The organism is Paraburkholderia sp. J69-1, assembly GCF_905220255.1.
In the GTDB taxonomy this organism is placed as follows: Bacteria; Pseudomonadota; Gammaproteobacteria; order Burkholderiales; family Burkholderiaceae; genus Paraburkholderia.
The window spans coordinates 19,684-34,600 of record NZ_CAJMZG010000022.1; the positions used below are offsets into that span (position 1 = coordinate 19,684).

Annotated in this window: 15 protein-coding genes; 12 read left to right on the top strand and 3 right to left on the bottom strand. The window is 63.9% G+C overall.

Annotated elements, in window-relative coordinates; translation table 11 throughout:
* Window positions 1-175 precede the first annotated feature (175 nt).
* Window positions 176-901 carry a helix-turn-helix transcriptional regulator gene (locus U5A67_RS31340; RefSeq protein ID WP_321817538.1) on the top strand — a complete coding sequence of 242 codons (726 nt, stop codon included), beginning with the start codon at window positions 176-178 and terminating at the stop codon, window positions 899-901.
* 12 nt (window positions 902-913) lie between these two features.
* On the opposite strand, the gene U5A67_RS31345 is transcribed toward U5A67_RS31340, so the two are convergent.
* A complete protein-coding gene (locus tag U5A67_RS31345; protein WP_321817512.1) occupies window positions 914-1,414 on the bottom strand; it encodes a GAF domain-containing protein in 501 nt (166 codons plus the stop codon).
* A 729-nt stretch (window positions 1,415-2,143) separates the two neighbouring features.
* Between U5A67_RS31345 and U5A67_RS31350 the strand changes: the two genes are divergently transcribed.
* The 10 genes from U5A67_RS31350 to U5A67_RS31395 all read left to right on the top strand — a co-directional run bounded on the left by U5A67_RS31350 (window position 2,144) and on the right by U5A67_RS31395 (window position 13,461).
* The gene (locus U5A67_RS31350; RefSeq protein ID WP_321817511.1) at window positions 2,144-2,668 is read left to right on the top strand and encodes a spore coat U domain-containing protein; all 525 of its coding nucleotides are present in this window, start codon (window positions 2,144-2,146) and stop codon (window positions 2,666-2,668) included.
* Between the two features lie 14 nt (window positions 2,669-2,682).
* Window positions 2,683-3,417 (top strand): molecular chaperone, encoded by a 735-nt coding sequence (locus U5A67_RS31355; protein ID WP_321817510.1) that lies wholly within the window; start codon window positions 2,683-2,685, stop codon window positions 3,415-3,417.
* 258 nt (window positions 3,418-3,675) lie between these two features.
* The gene (locus U5A67_RS31360; RefSeq protein WP_321817537.1) at window positions 3,676-6,060 is read left to right on the top strand and encodes a fimbria/pilus outer membrane usher protein; all 2,385 of its coding nucleotides are present in this window, start codon (window positions 3,676-3,678) and stop codon (window positions 6,058-6,060) included.
* A complete protein-coding gene (locus U5A67_RS31365; protein ID WP_321817509.1) occupies window positions 6,057-7,055 on the top strand; it encodes a spore coat U domain-containing protein in 999 nt (332 codons plus the stop codon). Before U5A67_RS31360 ends, U5A67_RS31365 begins: the two co-directional genes overlap by 4 nt.
* 195 nt (window positions 7,056-7,250) lie before the next feature.
* A complete protein-coding gene (gene rbsK / locus U5A67_RS31370) occupies window positions 7,251-8,141 on the top strand; it encodes a ribokinase (RefSeq protein ID WP_321817508.1) in 891 nt (296 codons plus the stop codon).
* A 77-nt stretch (window positions 8,142-8,218) separates the two neighbouring features.
* Window positions 8,219-8,617: a D-ribose pyranase gene (rbsD, locus tag U5A67_RS31375; RefSeq protein WP_321817507.1), complete on the top strand. Its 399-nt coding sequence runs from the start codon at window positions 8,219-8,221 to the stop codon at window positions 8,615-8,617.
* A 10-nt stretch (window positions 8,618-8,627) separates the two neighbouring features.
* Entirely contained in the window at window positions 8,628-10,139 is a 1,512-nt protein-coding gene (locus U5A67_RS31380) for a sugar ABC transporter ATP-binding protein (protein ID WP_321817506.1), read from the top strand.
* Between the two features lie 63 nt (window positions 10,140-10,202).
* Window positions 10,203-11,159, top strand: coding sequence for an ABC transporter permease subunit (locus U5A67_RS31385; protein WP_321817505.1), 957 nt, complete (start codon window positions 10,203-10,205; stop codon window positions 11,157-11,159).
* Between the two features lie 151 nt (window positions 11,160-11,310).
* Complete coding sequence (gene rbsB / locus U5A67_RS31390; protein WP_321817504.1) at window positions 11,311-12,288, top strand: ribose ABC transporter substrate-binding protein RbsB; 978 nt, start codon at window positions 11,311-11,313, stop codon at window positions 12,286-12,288.
* Window positions 12,289-12,450: 162 nt separating this feature from the next.
* On the top strand, window positions 12,451-13,461 hold the full coding sequence (locus tag U5A67_RS31395; protein ID WP_321817503.1) for a substrate-binding domain-containing protein: 1,011 nt from the start codon (window positions 12,451-12,453) through the stop codon (window positions 13,459-13,461).
* 41 nt (window positions 13,462-13,502) lie between these two features.
* Here U5A67_RS31395 and U5A67_RS31400 read toward each other — a convergent pair whose 3' ends face one another.
* Window positions 13,503-13,781: a hypothetical protein gene (locus U5A67_RS31400; protein WP_205985752.1), complete on the bottom strand. Its 279-nt coding sequence runs from the start codon at window positions 13,779-13,781 to the stop codon at window positions 13,503-13,505.
* Between the two features lie 21 nt (window positions 13,782-13,802).
* Here U5A67_RS31400 and U5A67_RS31405 point away from each other — a divergent pair, with 21 nt between their 5' ends.
* The gene (locus tag U5A67_RS31405) at window positions 13,803-14,042 is read left to right on the top strand and encodes a hypothetical protein (protein WP_321817502.1); all 240 of its coding nucleotides are present in this window, start codon (window positions 13,803-13,805) and stop codon (window positions 14,040-14,042) included.
* Between the two features lie 36 nt (window positions 14,043-14,078).
* Here U5A67_RS31405 and U5A67_RS31410 read toward each other — a convergent pair whose 3' ends face one another.
* On the bottom strand, window positions 14,079-14,783 hold the full coding sequence (locus U5A67_RS31410; RefSeq protein WP_321817501.1) for a glutathione binding-like protein: 705 nt from the start codon (window positions 14,781-14,783) through the stop codon (window positions 14,079-14,081).
* Window positions 14,784-14,917: the final 134 nt, after the last annotated feature.

A 14,917-nucleotide genomic window follows, 5' to 3' on the forward strand; every position in this document is an offset into this window, starting at 1 on the left:
CAATCTCATGAGGGCCAGAAGAGCCCCGATGATGCGTGCGATGCCCCATGCCTGTCGCGCGCTAGAATGGCAAAATCTATCGCAAAACTGCCAAACCTCCGCAAGCCCGCCGACGACTATCGTGACAATCGCCACCCCGCCCGCAGACGTCCACGTTCCGTTCGAAGACACGCCGATGCCGGTTGCGGCAATGGCCGCCGATTATCCGCACGGCGCGTTTATCGCCACACATCGGCATCGGCGTGCGCAACTGCTCTATGCAATCGAAGGCGTGATGCTGATCGAGGCGCAGGCAGGCCGCTGGGTCGTGCCGCCCACGCGCGCGGTCTGGCTGGATGCGGGGCTGGAGCACACGGTACGCATGAGCGGCAACGTGCGCATGCGTACGGTATTCATCGAGCCGGGTGCGGCCGAGGGCTTGCCGCGAGGCAGTTGTGTCGTGGATGTGCCGCCGCTGTTGCGCGAGCTGATTCTCGCGGCCGTGGATGTGCCGCTCGACTATGCAGCGGGAAGCCGCCATGACCTGCTGATGCGTCTGTTGCTGGCGGAACTCGCGGTGATTCCGCGCTTGCCGCTGTATCTGCCGTGGCCAGCCGATGCGCGCTTGCGGCGCTTATGCGATGCCATCGTGGCCGCACCCGAGGCGGCGCATGAAGTGGCGCAGTGGGCCGCGATGCTCGGCATGGCCGAGCGCACCTTGCATCGCGCGTTCCAGCGCGAGACCGGCATGACGCTCGGGCGCTGGCGGCAGCACGCGCGGCTTTTCCTGGCGCTGGAGCGCTTGGCACACGGGGAGAAGATCGTGACGGTTGCGCTCGATCACGGCTATACGAGCCAGAGCGCGTTTGCCGCCATGTTCCGGCGGCATTTTGGCGTCGCGCCTTCAGTGTTCTATCGCTGAAGCAGGCTTCTCTTACGCAGGCTTCTTCCAGCCGAACTCGACGAACACGCGGCACAGCTCGGCCATGCCTTTGGCGTCTTCGTCGTCGAAGCGCGCGAGCAGCGGGCTGTCCACGTCCCACACGCCGATCAGCGAGCCGTCAGCCGCAACCAGCGGCACGACGATTTCCGATTGCGACGCCGAATCGCAGGCGATGTGGCCCGGGAAGGCGTGGACGTCGGGCACGAGCTGGATTTCGCGCGTCTGCGCTGCCGTGCCGCACACACCCTTGCTCAGCGGGATACGCACGCAGGCGGGCTTGCCCTGGAACGGGCCGACCACCAGTTCCTTGCCGTCGAAGAAGTAGAAGCCGGCCCAGTTGAGCCCTTCGAGCGAGTTGTACACCAGCGACGAGAAGTTGGCCGCGTTGGCGATCGCATCGGTTTCGCCTTCGATCAGCGAACGCGCCTGGGCGGCGAGCGTCGCGTAGAGGGCGGATTTTTCTGCGGGCAGGGCGTCGGAAAGCGAAAACATGTCTGTGATACCTGAAAACCGGGTTAAGCGGCAGCGTTTGGGCCGCCGCGAAGTGTGAGGGCGCCAGTTTAGGCCACTTTGCGCGTTTTTGCCGAGGGCCGAGTTGTCCCGGGGCGGGCGCGGCATGTTTCGGCTGATTTCAAATGCAGCGAACTGAAGTTGATTACCGGTGCATCGCTTTTCCCGTGAGCGCATTTTTTGAATGGAATCGCCATCGCCGCGCGAGATCGAATTACCGCGCATTTCAACGCACACGTTTGCGCGCTGTAGGGCTCTCCCGCACAGTAAATCTTGCTGATTTCGTCATCATTTCAGGGACCCATTGCGCGCTCAGCGAATGGCCGTGCGGCTCTGGGCATGCGTGCCGCATGATGTCGATAAAAAACGATTGCGTGGACTGCGAAGCGATTGCGCAAAGTGCCCGTATAAAGTACGTCTTTTCGCGGTAATGAGTCGAAGATATCTGCTTAGAATTCACTAAAAGACGGTGAAACCAGATTCGCATAAATGTCGCAGGGTAACTGCCTGGTTAAGAAGTCGTGCGTTTTCCTTCAGGAAAAAATTGCATACGCCGTAAACCCGGGTAGATGCGTCAGAAATCGTTGTGATTGCGAAATGATGCGTTGCAAACCGGACGGGATTCGCGGACCACCGCGACAAGAGACGGGGAAGTTTGAATACATAACGCGTCGCCAGAACGACGCGGATGCCTGAGAGAGGGCCGAAGCAATGAAACAGAAACTCCTGACGAGCATCATCACGGTCGCGCTGATTGGCGGCCCCATCGCGGCAACTGCGGATGCCGCGACATATTCGAACGGCACCGCCACGGCGACGTTCCTCGTTTCCCTGACGCTGCAGGCCAACTGCACGATCAGTGCGAATCCGCTGGCCTTCGGCACCAACGGCGTGCTGACGACGGCGCTGAACCAGCAGACCACGGTGGCCGTCGATTGCACCAACACCACGCCATACAACGTCGGGCTCGACGCCGGCACGGTGAGCGGTTCGACCGTGACGAGCCGCCTGATGGCCGGCACGGCCAGCGGCAATACCTCGACCACGGTGGGCTTCCAGCTTTATCAGGATTCGGGCCACACGACGGTCTGGGGCAATACGCAAGGCACCAATACCGTTGGCGGCACGGGCTCGGGCAGCGTGCAGTCGATCAACGTCTACGGCCAGATCCCGGTCCAGACCACGCCGCGTCCGGACACCTATCAAACGACCGTCACCGCGACGGTCTACTTCTAGTCGAGGGGCACACCATGCGCGTGCTCCATCGTCTCCTGAACCTTGCGCTTGCCGGCGCTGCCCTGACCGCATGTCTGGGCAGCGCGCAGGCCGCCACCCTGCAGATCTCGCCCGTGATGGTCGATTTGGCCGCCGACGCCAACGCCTCGGGCCTCACGCTGCGCAATTCGGGCAGCAAGCCGATTTACGGCCAGGTCCGCGTCTATCGCTGGAGCCAGGCGGGCGGCGAAGATGCGCTCACGCCCACCCAGGACGTGGTCGCGAGCCCGCCGCTGATCGAGATCGGCGCGGGTGCCGAGCAACTCGTGCGGCTCGTGCGCACGGTGCCGGGCGCAAGCAGCGTCGAGCAGAGCTATCGCATTTTGATCGACGAATTGCCCGAGCCTGACGCCACGCCGTCCAGTGGCGTGGCGATCCGGCTGCGCTACTCGGTGCCGGTCTTTATCGATCCTGGCAGCGGTCCGGCGCGTCAGCCCAATCTCGCGTGGCGTCTGCGCCATGGCGAGGCGGGCTGGTTGCTCGAAGTCGCGAACACGGGCGGGCGACGCGCGCAGATCGCGGGCGTCGAGATCGTCGATGGCGCGGGGCATGCGTTCCCGATCAACCGTGGCCTGCTCGGTTATGCGCTGGCCGGTTCGATGCGCGAGTTTCCCCTCGCGCTGCCCACGTCCGCCGACCTCAACGGTCCGCTCAAGGTCCGCGCCGCAGTCAACGCGGAGCAGACCGAGGCGGCCGTGCTGAGCCATTAGGCTGCTCTGTTCCTGCCGTTAATGGCGGTTCCGCCCGCGCCTGTGCGCGGCGCGGGAAGCGCGTCTGTGCGCGCGTGCGTCTGCCCGGCTCGCTGTGCAAACAGGGTTTGAGCCTCTCCCGCCGCCTGCGATGCGGTTTCCTTCGGCCTGTTTCCTTCGACAAGGATTGCGAATCAATTGACGCGGCGCTTCAAGCGAGAGAAGGCTCATCCATTGAAGGCGATCTCGCTCGCTGCCATGCTGTTCTTCGCCGCGCAAATGTGCGCGCGGGCGCAGGGCCCGGCCGTTTCATCGGGCGTGCTGCCCGAAGCCGTGCTCAATCCGCCCGCCGAACCGAACGCCACGCTCGCGGGCGCCGCGCGTGCGCGAGCGTTGCCGGCGCAAAGCGACCTCTATCTCGAAGTCACGCTCAATGGCGACCGCACCGCGCTGATCGCGCATTTCCGGCAGCGCGATGGACGGCTCTATGCCGATCCCGCCGATCTCGACACCATCGGCCTGCGCATACCCGACATGCCGCTCGAAACGCGTAGCGGCGCGCTGGGCAAAGCCGGCGCCAGCGATATCGCGCTTGACAGTCTTCCGGGCCTGCATTACCACTACGACGAGACCACCCAGTCGATCGCCATCGAAGCGCCCGATGCCTTGCGCAAAGCCTATGTGTTCGACACGCGTGCGCTCGAAAAAGCCCCGCAGGCCAGCGCCTCACGCGGCCTCGTGCTGAACTACGACGCCTATGTGGAAAATGCCGGCGACACGCAGGCGGCGTTGTGGTCTGAAGAGCGCTACTTCGATCCGTATGGCGTGTTCAGCAATACCGGCACCGCGTATCTCTACCGCGATATGCATCGCTACGTGCGTTTCGATACCTCGTGGCAGACCTCGAATGCGACCACGCTCACGACGGCGCAGGTGGGCGACACGATTTCCTCGTCGCTCGACTGGAGCCGTTCGCTGCGGATTGGCGGCTTCCAGTGGCGCAGTAATTTCGCGCTGCGCCCGGATCTGGTGACATTTCCGGTGCCGTCCCTTTCCGGTTCGGCCGTGGTGCCGTCGTCGGTCGATCTCTATGTGAACAACGTCAGGCAGTTTTCCGGCTCGGTGCCGGGCGGTCCGTTCGTCATCAGCAACGTGCCGGGCATCACGGGCGCGGGCGAGGCGACGGTCATCACGCGCGATCCGCTCGGGCGCGCGGTGACGACCACGGTGCCGCTTTATATCGATACGCGTCTGCTGGCGGCGGGGCTGTCGAGCTATTCCGTCGAGGCGGGTTTTCTGCGCCGCGATTACGGCGTGGAGTCGTTCAACTACGATCCGCATCCGGTTGCGAGCGCATCGATGCGCCACGGCATCAGCGACCGCCTGACGGTCGAAGCGCACGCCGAGGTCACCGGCGGTCTCTACGATGCCGGCGCGGGCGCGCTGGTGCGCATCGGCCAACTGGGTGTGATCAACGGATCGCTGGCGGCTTCGACCGGGCATCTTTCGGGCGCACAGGTCGGCTTGGGTTATCAACTGATCACGCAGGCGTTTTCAGTCGAATTGAGCACGTTGCGCGCGACGCGTCATTACGGCGATCTGGCCGCGCGCGATGGGTCGCCCGTGCCGCTGGCGACCGATCGCGCCACCGTGAGCGTGCCGTTGCCGGGCGCGCAGACGATCGCGCTGAGCTACATCGGTTATCGGTATCCGGATGTGGTGGCGTCGCATATTGGTTCGGTATCCTATGCGGTTAGCTTGCGCAATCTGATCTCGCTGAGCGTGTCGGCGTATCGCGATTTTGCGTCGCGTGGCTCGTCGGGCGTGTTTCTCAGCGCCAGCATGGGGCTGGGCAATAACGCGTCGATCAACGCCAGCGGCGGGCGTCAGAACGGGCAGGGCACCTGGAATGTCAACGCATCGCGCGCGCCCGACTACGACGGCGGCTGGGGCTGGATGGTGCAGGACGGCGGCAACAACGCCTCGCACTATCAGCAGGGCCAGGTGCAGTATCTCGGGCGCTACGGGCAGGTCACGGCGCTCGGTCAGGCGCTCGATGGACATATGGCCGGATCGCTCGACGTCACCGGCGCGCTGGTCGTGATGGATGGGTCGGCGCTGCCCGCGCGGCGTATCGACGATGGCTTCGCGCTGGTTTCCACCGACGGCATCGCGGGCGTACCCGTGCTGCACGAAAACCGCGTGATCGGCACCACGGATTCGCATGGCCACCTGCTGGTGCCCGACCTCAACGCCTATCAGAACAACCTCATCAGCGTGGACAGCATGGGCTTGCCCGCCGAAGCGCGTATCGCCACGACGCGCGCGAATGTCGTGCCGAAGTCGCAGTCGGGTGTGCTCGCGAGCTTCAAGGTCACGCAATATCGCGCGGCTTCCGTGATCCTGCGCGGACCCGACGGCGCCTTAATGCCGCCGGGCGCGCGCGTGCATCACGAAGAAAGCGGCTCGGACACGATCGTCGGCTACGACGGCCTGACCTTCATCGAAAACCTGCAGGCCGATAACCATCTGAGCGTGACCGCAACGAGCGGCAAGGGCGCGATCCATTGCGCGGCTTCGTTCCGTTACGTGCGGCCGACCGACGGCTCGCTGCCGACCTACGGCCCGCTCACCTGTCAAACCGTTTCTGGAGATTCACCATGAGCCGTTCCCGCCATCGCCTCGTCATGCTGTGTGCCAGTGTGCTGCTGTGCGTGCTCGCCACGCTGATGCCGGGCCGCGCGCACGCGCAGACCTGCACGGCGACGGTGTCGTCGATCAGCTTCGGGACGGTGAGCCCGATCACGCGCGCGGCCGTGAACGGTTCCGGCACGATCAACGTGACCTGCAACTGGACCGTGGTGTCGCTCGCGCCAACCGCGCTCGTGTGCCTGAACCTGAACGCCACGCAGCCACGTGTGCTCACGCAGACCGGCGGCACGGCGACGATGCAATACGACCTCTACAGCGATCAGGCGCATTCGATTTCGTGGGGCTCGACGGGTGCGGCGACCACGCCGATCTCGGTGACCTTGCAGCAGCCGTTGCTCGGCACCAGTACCACGGCCTCGATAACGTACTACGGTCAGATCGCCGCAAATCAGCCCACCGTGCCCACGGCGAACAATGGCGACACGGTCTATTCGCACAGCTTCAGCGGCGCCGAAACGTCGTTGATGTACGGTTATTACCTGTTGGGGATTCTCGGGCCGCCGGGCTGTTCGTCGCTGACCACGAGCGGCGGATCGCTGGCCTTCACGGCGAGCGCCACGGTCACCAACAACTGCAATATCAGCGCGAGCAATATCGTGTTTCCGGCGGCCGGCGTGTTGAGCAGCGCGTTGTCGGCGACCGGCACGATCACCGCGCAATGCACCAGCGGCGACGCGTTCAAGATCAGCCTGAACGGCGGATCGAGCAATGCGGTGAACGCGCGCACGATGGTGTTGTCGGGCGGCAGCGCGACAGTCGGCTATCAGATCTATTCGGATGCGCAGCACGCGACACCCTGGGGCGATGGCAGCAATGGAGCGAGCGCAGTCACTGGAACCGGTTCCGGAAACTCGGCCTCTTTTACGATGTATGGCGTGGTGCCGGCGCAAAGCACGCCCCAGCCGGGGACTTACACGGATAGTGTTACCGCGACCATTAGTTTCTAAGGCTATTTCTGCACGGTGCCCTATTTGTTCTGATGTATCGGGTAATACCCTGGGAGCTATTTCCCGTTGGTGAGGACTCTGGTATAAATGCGCTCCCAAGCTGAGTACGTTTTAGCAAAGTAAAAAATCACGGTCTGCGAAGTGATCGACAACAGTCGGTTGGCAAAGCGGATCGCAAGCGGTGGAGGAAGTGCCATGGCACGCGTCGTAGTGGTGGGCAGCATCAATATGGACATGGTCGTCACGACCGACACGTTTCCGCGGCTTGGCGAAACGCTGTTCGGCTCGCGTTTCGCGACCTTTCCCGGCGGCAAGGGTGCGAACCAGGCGGTGGCCGCCGCGCGTCTGGGCGCCGATGTCACGATGGTCGGCTGCGTAGGCGACGACGCATTCGGCGCCGCGATGAAAGCGACGCTTGCGCGCGAAGGCATCGATGTGAGCCACATCCGCACCGGCAATGAAGCGACCGGCGTGGCGTCGATCACGCTCTCGGGCGGCGACAACGCCATCATCGTCGTGCCGGGTGCGAACAACGAACTCTCGCCGGAAGACATCGACCGTGCGAGCGACGCGTTCGCCAACGCCGACGTGATTCTCGCGCAACTCGAAGTGCCGCTCGACACCGTGCTGCACGCCGCGCGCCGAGCCCGCGAACACGGCAAGCCGTTCTTCCTCAATCCCGCGCCCGCCGTTGCGCTGAGCGACGAACTGGTTTCGCTCACCACGCTTCTGACGCCGAACGAACACGAACTCGCCACGGCGCTGCAGACGCCGGCCGGCTGGTGGGCCGAAGTGCTCGCGCGCATGCCCGGCCGCATTGCGATGACGCACGGCAAGGACGGCGCGTATTTCACCCAGGCCGACGGCACGCTCGTGCATCAACCGGGTTTCACGGTCGAGGCCGTCGATTCGACCGGCGCGGGCGATACCTTCAACGGCGCGATGGCGGCGTTCTGGCATCTGGGCATCGACGCCGCCGTACTGCGCGCGAATGCAGCCGGCGCGCTGTCCGTGACGCGCCCGGGCGCGCAGGGCGGCATGCCCACGCTCGCCGAACTCGAACAGTTTCTGGCCCAGCAATCGTAAATCGCGGTAATCCGCAGTTTGAAGCCGCAGTTTGAAGCCGCGGTTTGACGCCGCCGTTTGAAGCAATAGAAAGTGCAATGAAAAAACAAGGACATCTGAACCGCGACATCGCGCGCGTGCTGGCCGGCATGGGCCATACCGACAGCATCGTGATCGCCGATTGCGGTCTGCCGATCCCGGCGGGCGTCGAATGTATCGACGTGTCGCTCACGCTGGGCGTGCCCGGTTTCATCGACGTGCTCGACAGCATCCTCGCCGATTTCAAGGCGGAGCGCGCCGTGTTCGCGAGCGAAGCGCAGACGCACAACGCCGCCGTGGTCGCCAGGAGCCGCGAGCTGGCCGCAGCGCAGATCGCAATCGAAGAAGTCCCGCACGAGGAATTCAAGCGCCGCTGCCGTGAGGCAAAAGCGGTGATCCGCACCGGCGAGTGCAGCCCTTACGCGAATGTGATCCTGCATTCGGGCGTGATCTTTTAAGAGGTCCAGGATGCAAGTGATGATGCAGGGCATCGGCAAGGCGTTCGGCCCGGTGCGTGTGCTCGAAGGCGTCGATTTTCATATCGGGGCGGGGGAGATCCACGCGCTGATGGGCGAGAACGGCGCCGGCAAATCGACGCTGATGAAAATTCTCAGTGGCGTCTATCAGGCCGATGCAGGCCAGATCCTGATCGACGGGCGCGCGGTGACGATCCGCAGCACCGTCGATGCCGAACGCGCGGGCATCGCCATCATCCACCAGGAACTCAATCTCATCCCGCAACTGACGGTGATGGAGAACCTGTTTCTCGGCCGCGAGCCGCATCGCTTCGGCATGGTCGATACCGCGACCATGCGCCGCGAAGCGCGCAAGTGGCTCGACAAGGTCGGTGCGCAGCGCATCGACCCGCAGACCGAGGCCGGTCATCTGTCGATCGGCCAGCAGCAACTCGTGGAAATCGCCAAGGCGCTGTCGCTGAACGCGCAGATGCTGGTGATGGACGAACCCACGGCAGCACTCACGAACCGCGAAATCGACACGCTGTTCGAGATCATGCAGTCGCTCAAGGCGAGCGGCGTGGCGATCGTCTACGTCTCGCACCGCATGGAAGAAATCTTCCGCATCTGCGACAAGATCAGCGTGCTGCGCGACGGCCAGTTCGTCGGCGAGCGCGCGATTCCCGAAACGAATTTCGATGAAATCGTCCGGCTGATGGTCGGGCGCGAACTGGGCGAGCGTTTCCCGAAGCGCAGCCACACGCCCGGCGACGTGCGTATGCGCGTCAAAGATCTCGCCGATGAAGGCCACGTTGTCGGGATCACGTTCGACGTGCGCGCCGGTGAAGTGCTCGGCATTGCGGGTTTGATGGGCGCGGGGCGCAGCGAGATTCTGCGCACGCTGTTCGGCGCGAACCGCAAGACCGCGGGCACGGTCACGATCGATGGCCAGCCGCTCGAAGTGCGCGATGCGTCGAGCGCGATTGCGGCGGGCATCGGCTTCGTCACGGAAGACCGCAAGCGTCAGGGCCTGGTGCTAGGCATGTCCGTGCGCGAGAACGCCACGCTCGTGCATCTGGACCGCTACGCGAAGCTGGGCTTCGTGAACGACAAGGCCGAGCGCAGTGCGGTCGACGGCCTCATCAAGCAGTTGCGCGTGCGTACGCGCGACGCGGAACTCGACGTGAAGTCGCTTTCGGGCGGCAACCAGCAGAAGGTCGTGTTCGCCAAGTGGTTGGCGAAGCCGCCCAAGGTCCTGCTGCTCGACGAACCGACGCGCGGCGTGGACGTGGGCGGCAAGGCCGAAATCTACACGATCATCAACCAGCTCGCGGAGCAGGGCGTGGCGATCGTGATGGTGTCGTCCGAACTGCCCGAAGTGCTGGCGATGAGCGACCGCATTCTCGTGATGCATCAGGGCCGCCAGGCCGGACTCTTCGAAGCGGCCACGGCCACCCAGGAACAGATCATGACCGCCGCAGCCGGCGGTCAGGCAGCGACGACGGCCGAAACGGCAGCAGCCTGAACCCTCAGGCTACGCCGCGCCGCGCGCTCACACCTCATTCCAGGCAACCAAGCGAGACATTCCATGTCGCAACTGACCATGACCCCCAGCAGCCGGGCGACGCTGCAAAAGCTCGGCCCCTTCATCGCATTGCTCATCATTGCGGTGGCGCTGTCGATCGTGAGTCCCAATTTCCTCACGCTCGATAACCTGCTCAACGTGATGCGCCAGGCGTCCATCAACGCGCTGATTGCCTTCGGCATGACGCTCGTGATCCTGCTCGGCGGTATCGATCTTTCGGCGGGTTCGGTGCTGGCGCTGTCTTCCGTCATCATCGCAACGCTGCTCAGTTCGGGCACGAACGCGGTGGTCGCGACCATCGCGGGCCTCGCGGCCGGCGGCCTGATGGGCCTGGCCAACGGCATCGTCATCAGCAAGGGCAAGGTCGCGCCGTTTATCGCCACGCTCGGGTCGATGACCGTGCTGCGCGGCCTCGCGCTGGTCGTCTCGAACGGCAGCCCGATCAGCAGCTTCAGCAGCGACTTTTTCTCGCTGCTCGGCGGCGGTTATGTGGCGCGCCTCGTGCCGATACCCGTCGTGCTGATGCTGGTGATGTTCGGCCTGTTCTGGGTGCTGCTGCGTAAGACCGTGTTTGGCCGCCATATCTACGCGACGGGCGGCAATGCTGAATCGGCGAAGCTCTCGGGCGTGAAAGTCGATCGCATTCAACTGTGGGTCTATACGATTTCGGGCGTGATGTCGGCGCTCGCGGGCGTGGTGCTGACCTCGCGTCTGAACTCGGCGCAACCGACGGCGGGCACGGGCTATGAGCTCGACGCGATCGCCGCCGTGGTGCTGGGCGGCACGAGCCTCACGGGCGGCCGCGGCTGGATCTTCGGCACGCTGGTGGGCGCGCTGCTGATTGGCGTGCTCAATAACGGCCTGAATCTGCTCGATGTCTCGTCGTTCTATCAGCAGGTCATCAAGGGCGGCGTGATTCTGCTCGCCGTGCTGATCGACCGCGGCAACAAGAAGTCGTAATTCTGCTGTACCCGCATCATTGCATTCCAGCTTGACCCCGTATTGCCCTCGCATCGCGCGTCGTTTTCGCGCGATGCGTCGAACCGAATCCAGTAGCAATCCTTAGCATTTTTCAATTCACACTTCACACATTAAAACGAGGAGGAAGACTATGCACAAGCCGTTCCAGCCGTCGCTTTCGAAACTTTTCGCCGCGCTTGCCGCCGGTTCGCTGGTTTTGGGCGTCGCAGCCTGCTCGAAGGAAGGTCCGGGCAGCAGCTCGTCGGAAGCGGGCGCAAGCGGCGCATCGGCCGCCGCTCCGGCATCGGGCGCGCTGACCGTCGGTCTGTCGATCTCGACGCTGAACAACCCGTTCTTCGTTTCGCTCAAGAAGGGCGCGGAAGACGAAGCGCAGAAAGACGGCGTGACGCTCATTACCGTCGATGCGCAGAACGACCCGGCGAAGCAGCAAGCCAGCGTCGAAGACCTCATCGAAAAGAAGGTCAACGTCATCCTGATCAACCCGACCGATTCGTCGGCGGTGGCGAACGTCGTCAAGGAAGCCACCAGCAAGGGCATCAAGGTGATTTCGCTGGACCGCAGCGTGAACGGTGCGGAAGTCAGCTCGCATATCGCCTCGGATAACAAGGCCGGCGGCAAGATGGCGGCCGACTTCCTGGCAGAGAAGCTCGGCGGCAAGGGCAATATCGTCGAACTGCAGGGCATTCCGGGTTCGTCGGCGGCCAACGAGCGCGGCGCAGGCTTCGACGACGAAATCGCGGCCAAGGGCGGCGTGAAGATCGCCACGAAGCAGCCGGCCGACTTCGACCGCGCCAAGGGTCTTTCGGTGATGGAAAACATCATCCAGGGCAACAAGGACATCCAGGGCGTGTTCGCGCAGAACGACGAAATGGCGCTGGGCGCAGTCAAGGCGCTGCAGGCTGCGGGCCTGAAGAGCGTGGCCGTGGTGGGCTTCGACGCCACCGACGACGCGATCGCTGCCGTCAAGGCCGGCCAGATGGCTGCGACCGTGCAGCAGCAGCCGGAACTGATCGGCCAGTACGGCGTGCAGACCGCGAAGAAGCTCGCGGACGGCCAGAGCGTCGACAAGTTCATCCCGGTTCCGCTGAACCTCTACAAGCAGCAGTAAGACCGCCCGCGCCCCGATTCTTCCGGGGCGCGGCATTCTGTTGTACGCTTTCACGCAGCCGCCGCGCCGGGGATCGCCGTTTGGGTTCCCCTTTGCCGGCGGCCTGCGACTCAAGAACACGATTCATCCCCCGATCCACCCTCCAGCCAGCAGGAAAACCGCGTGTCCCAGTTCGAGCGTTTGACCATCGACGACATTGCCCGCCTCGCGGAGGTTTCGCGCACGACGGCGAGCATGGTGCTCAACGGTAATGCCGAGCGCTACCGCATTTCGGCTGCGACGGTCGAGCGCGTGCTGCGGGTGGCGCGGGACAATCACTTCACGCCGTCGCAATCGGCGCGTTCGCTGCGCTCGCGGCGCAGCAACACGATCGGCCTCGTGATTCCCGATCTCACCAACTCGGCGCACGCAGCGCTCGCGCAGGCGATGGAAACGCAATGCCGCGAGCAGTATCGCTATCAACTGGTGATCGTGACGAGCGACGAAGACCCCGCGCGCGAGACCGAAGGCATCGCGCATCTGGTGTCGCATCAGGTGGATGGCGTGGTGGTGGTGCCGTGCACCGCCGACGCGCCGCGTTACGAGAAATGGGTCAAGCGCCTGCCGCTGGTGTTCGCCGATCGCCGCGTGGACACGAGCGCGATTCCCTATGTGGTCACCGATGCCACCGAAACCGTCGCGACGCTGGTGGGCGAAACGCTGGCTCGCGGCGCGCGCGAAGTGGTGTATTTCGGCGGTCAGCCCGAGTTGTCGGCCAGCCGCGACCGTCTGGCGGGGTATCGGCTGGCGTTGCAGACGCATGGGATTGCCGAGCAGGCTGACTGGGTATTCGAGCGCGATTTCCAGCGCGAATCGGGCTATGCACTCATGAAGGCGTGGTTCGAGGCGCACGGCCGCTATCCCGAGGCGCTGTTCGCGGGCTCGATTACCTTGCTCGAAGGCGTGCTGCAGTTTGTCAACGAAGCGCTCGCGCAGGCACCCGGCCGCGTGATGACCTTCGACGATCATCAACTGCTCGATTGTCTGCCGCTGCGTATCGACGCCATCGTGCAGGACAGTGCACAACTGGCCGCGCATAGTCTGCGCTGTGTGTTTTCGCTACTCGAAGGCAACGCGCAACCGGAATCGCTGCAGGTGCCGGCGCAGATTCACTATCGGCACAAGCCGGCGTAAGCGCTGCGTTTGGTTTGGCATCCTGAGTGATTTCAGGCCGCTCAAACGTTGTCCAGGCCGCCGGTTTGATCGGCACTTTCCAGCGCCTTGCGTTCGCGGCGCTCTTCATTGCCGCGCCGTGCGCGCATCCGCTGGCGTGACAGCACGGTGATCACTTCTCCCGTGCTGGCGTGGGCGGGAATCTCATTGCGGATCACCTTGGCCACCATCGGCAATCCCTGTTGCTGACGACGTAGCGCACGCGCAATGGCGGTGCGGCAGGTTTCGCCATGGCAATCCCACTCGTCGCGCATTTTTCCGCAGTATCGGCATGTGTCCATGGATTCAGTGTAACCGGATTCGTGTGGCTCCTTGGCGACCACATCTATCCGAGCGCGCTGTTCGGCGCGGTCAAGCCGGCGGCGCAGGCGTACCTCGGTTGCATCGACAAGCCTGGCGCAACGCCCGCGCAACCGTTATTCATCGACGCTAGCGAGACCAACGTGCAGGGCGCGCGCGACGCGGGCCTGCACGCGCGCTGCTTTACCGATGTGGACACGCTAGAGCGCGATTTGCGCAGCTTCGGCGTGATCGGCGACTGACAACGCACCGGATAGATACGCCCGGTAGACGCACAGTCAGGTACGAGCCGGAATCTCCAACCCACGCTTCACTGCCGGACGCGCGACAAACGCATCGAGCACGCGCTTGACGTTGGGGAAATTGTCGAAGCCGACCAGATCGCCCGCTTCATAGAAGCCCACCAGATTGCGCACCCACGGGAACGTGGCGATATCGGCGATCGTGTAGTCGTCGCCCATCAGCCACGCGCGGCCTTCGAGGCGTTGTTCCAGCACGCCCAGCAGACGGCGCGACTCGGCGACATAACGGTCGCGCGGACGCTTGTCCTCGTACTCCTTGCCCGCGAACTTGTGGAAGAAACCCAGCTGGCCGAACATCGGGCCGATGCCGCCCATCTGGAACATCAGCCACTGGATCGTTTCGTAGCGCGCGCGGCCTTCGGGCGCGAGGAACTGGCCGGATCGATCGGCGAGCCAGATCAGGATCGCACCCGATTCGAACAGTGCGAGCGGCTCGCCATCGGGGCCGTTCGGGTCGATGATCGCGGGGATCTTGTTGTTGGGATTCAGCGAGAGAAATTCGGGCGAGAGCTGATCGTTGGTGTCGAAGCGCACCAGATGCGGCTCGTAGGCGAGGCCGGTTTCCTCCAGCATGATCGAGACCTTCACGCCATTCGGCGTGGGCAGCGAGTAAAGCTGGATGCGTTCGGGATGTTGCGCGGGCCACTTGCTGGAAATGGGCAAGGCGTTCAGATCGCTCATGGGATGTCCTGTGACGAAGCGGGATGACGAAACAGCGGCTCAGTGTAGTGGAAATGGCGCAAATGCGCAGAAGGCGCACGGACTGTGCAGATCCACAGCCCGTGCGCCTTCTATTGCGGGATTTCATGAAGGGC

What these genes read in the sequence shown, in the direction of transcription:
- U5A67_RS31340 (WP_321817538.1), top strand. Translation starts at nt 176, where the DNA reads ATGCCGGTTGCGGCAATGGCCGCCGATTATCCGCACGGCGCGTTTATC.
- U5A67_RS31345 (WP_321817512.1), bottom strand. Translation starts at nt 1,414, where the DNA reads ATGTTTTCGCTTTCCGACGCCCTGCCCGCAGAAAAATCCGCCCTCTAC.
- U5A67_RS31350 (WP_321817511.1), top strand. Translation starts at nt 2,144, where the DNA reads ATGAAACAGAAACTCCTGACGAGCATCATCACGGTCGCGCTGATTGGC.
- U5A67_RS31355 (WP_321817510.1), top strand. Translation starts at nt 2,683, where the DNA reads ATGCGCGTGCTCCATCGTCTCCTGAACCTTGCGCTTGCCGGCGCTGCC.
- U5A67_RS31360 (WP_321817537.1), top strand. Translation starts at nt 3,676, where the DNA reads ATGTGCGCGCGGGCGCAGGGCCCGGCCGTTTCATCGGGCGTGCTGCCC.
- U5A67_RS31365 (WP_321817509.1), top strand. Translation starts at nt 6,057, where the DNA reads ATGAGCCGTTCCCGCCATCGCCTCGTCATGCTGTGTGCCAGTGTGCTG.
- rbsK (WP_321817508.1), top strand. Translation starts at nt 7,251, where the DNA reads ATGGCACGCGTCGTAGTGGTGGGCAGCATCAATATGGACATGGTCGTC.
- rbsD (WP_321817507.1), top strand. Translation starts at nt 8,219, where the DNA reads ATGAAAAAACAAGGACATCTGAACCGCGACATCGCGCGCGTGCTGGCC.
- U5A67_RS31380 (WP_321817506.1), top strand. Translation starts at nt 8,628, where the DNA reads ATGCAAGTGATGATGCAGGGCATCGGCAAGGCGTTCGGCCCGGTGCGT.
- U5A67_RS31385 (WP_321817505.1), top strand. Translation starts at nt 10,203, where the DNA reads ATGTCGCAACTGACCATGACCCCCAGCAGCCGGGCGACGCTGCAAAAG.
- rbsB (WP_321817504.1), top strand. Translation starts at nt 11,311, where the DNA reads ATGCACAAGCCGTTCCAGCCGTCGCTTTCGAAACTTTTCGCCGCGCTT.
- U5A67_RS31400 (WP_205985752.1), bottom strand. Translation starts at nt 13,781, where the DNA reads ATGGACACATGCCGATACTGCGGAAAAATGCGCGACGAGTGGGATTGC.
- U5A67_RS31410 (WP_321817501.1), bottom strand. Translation starts at nt 14,783, where the DNA reads ATGAGCGATCTGAACGCCTTGCCCATTTCCAGCAAGTGGCCCGCGCAA.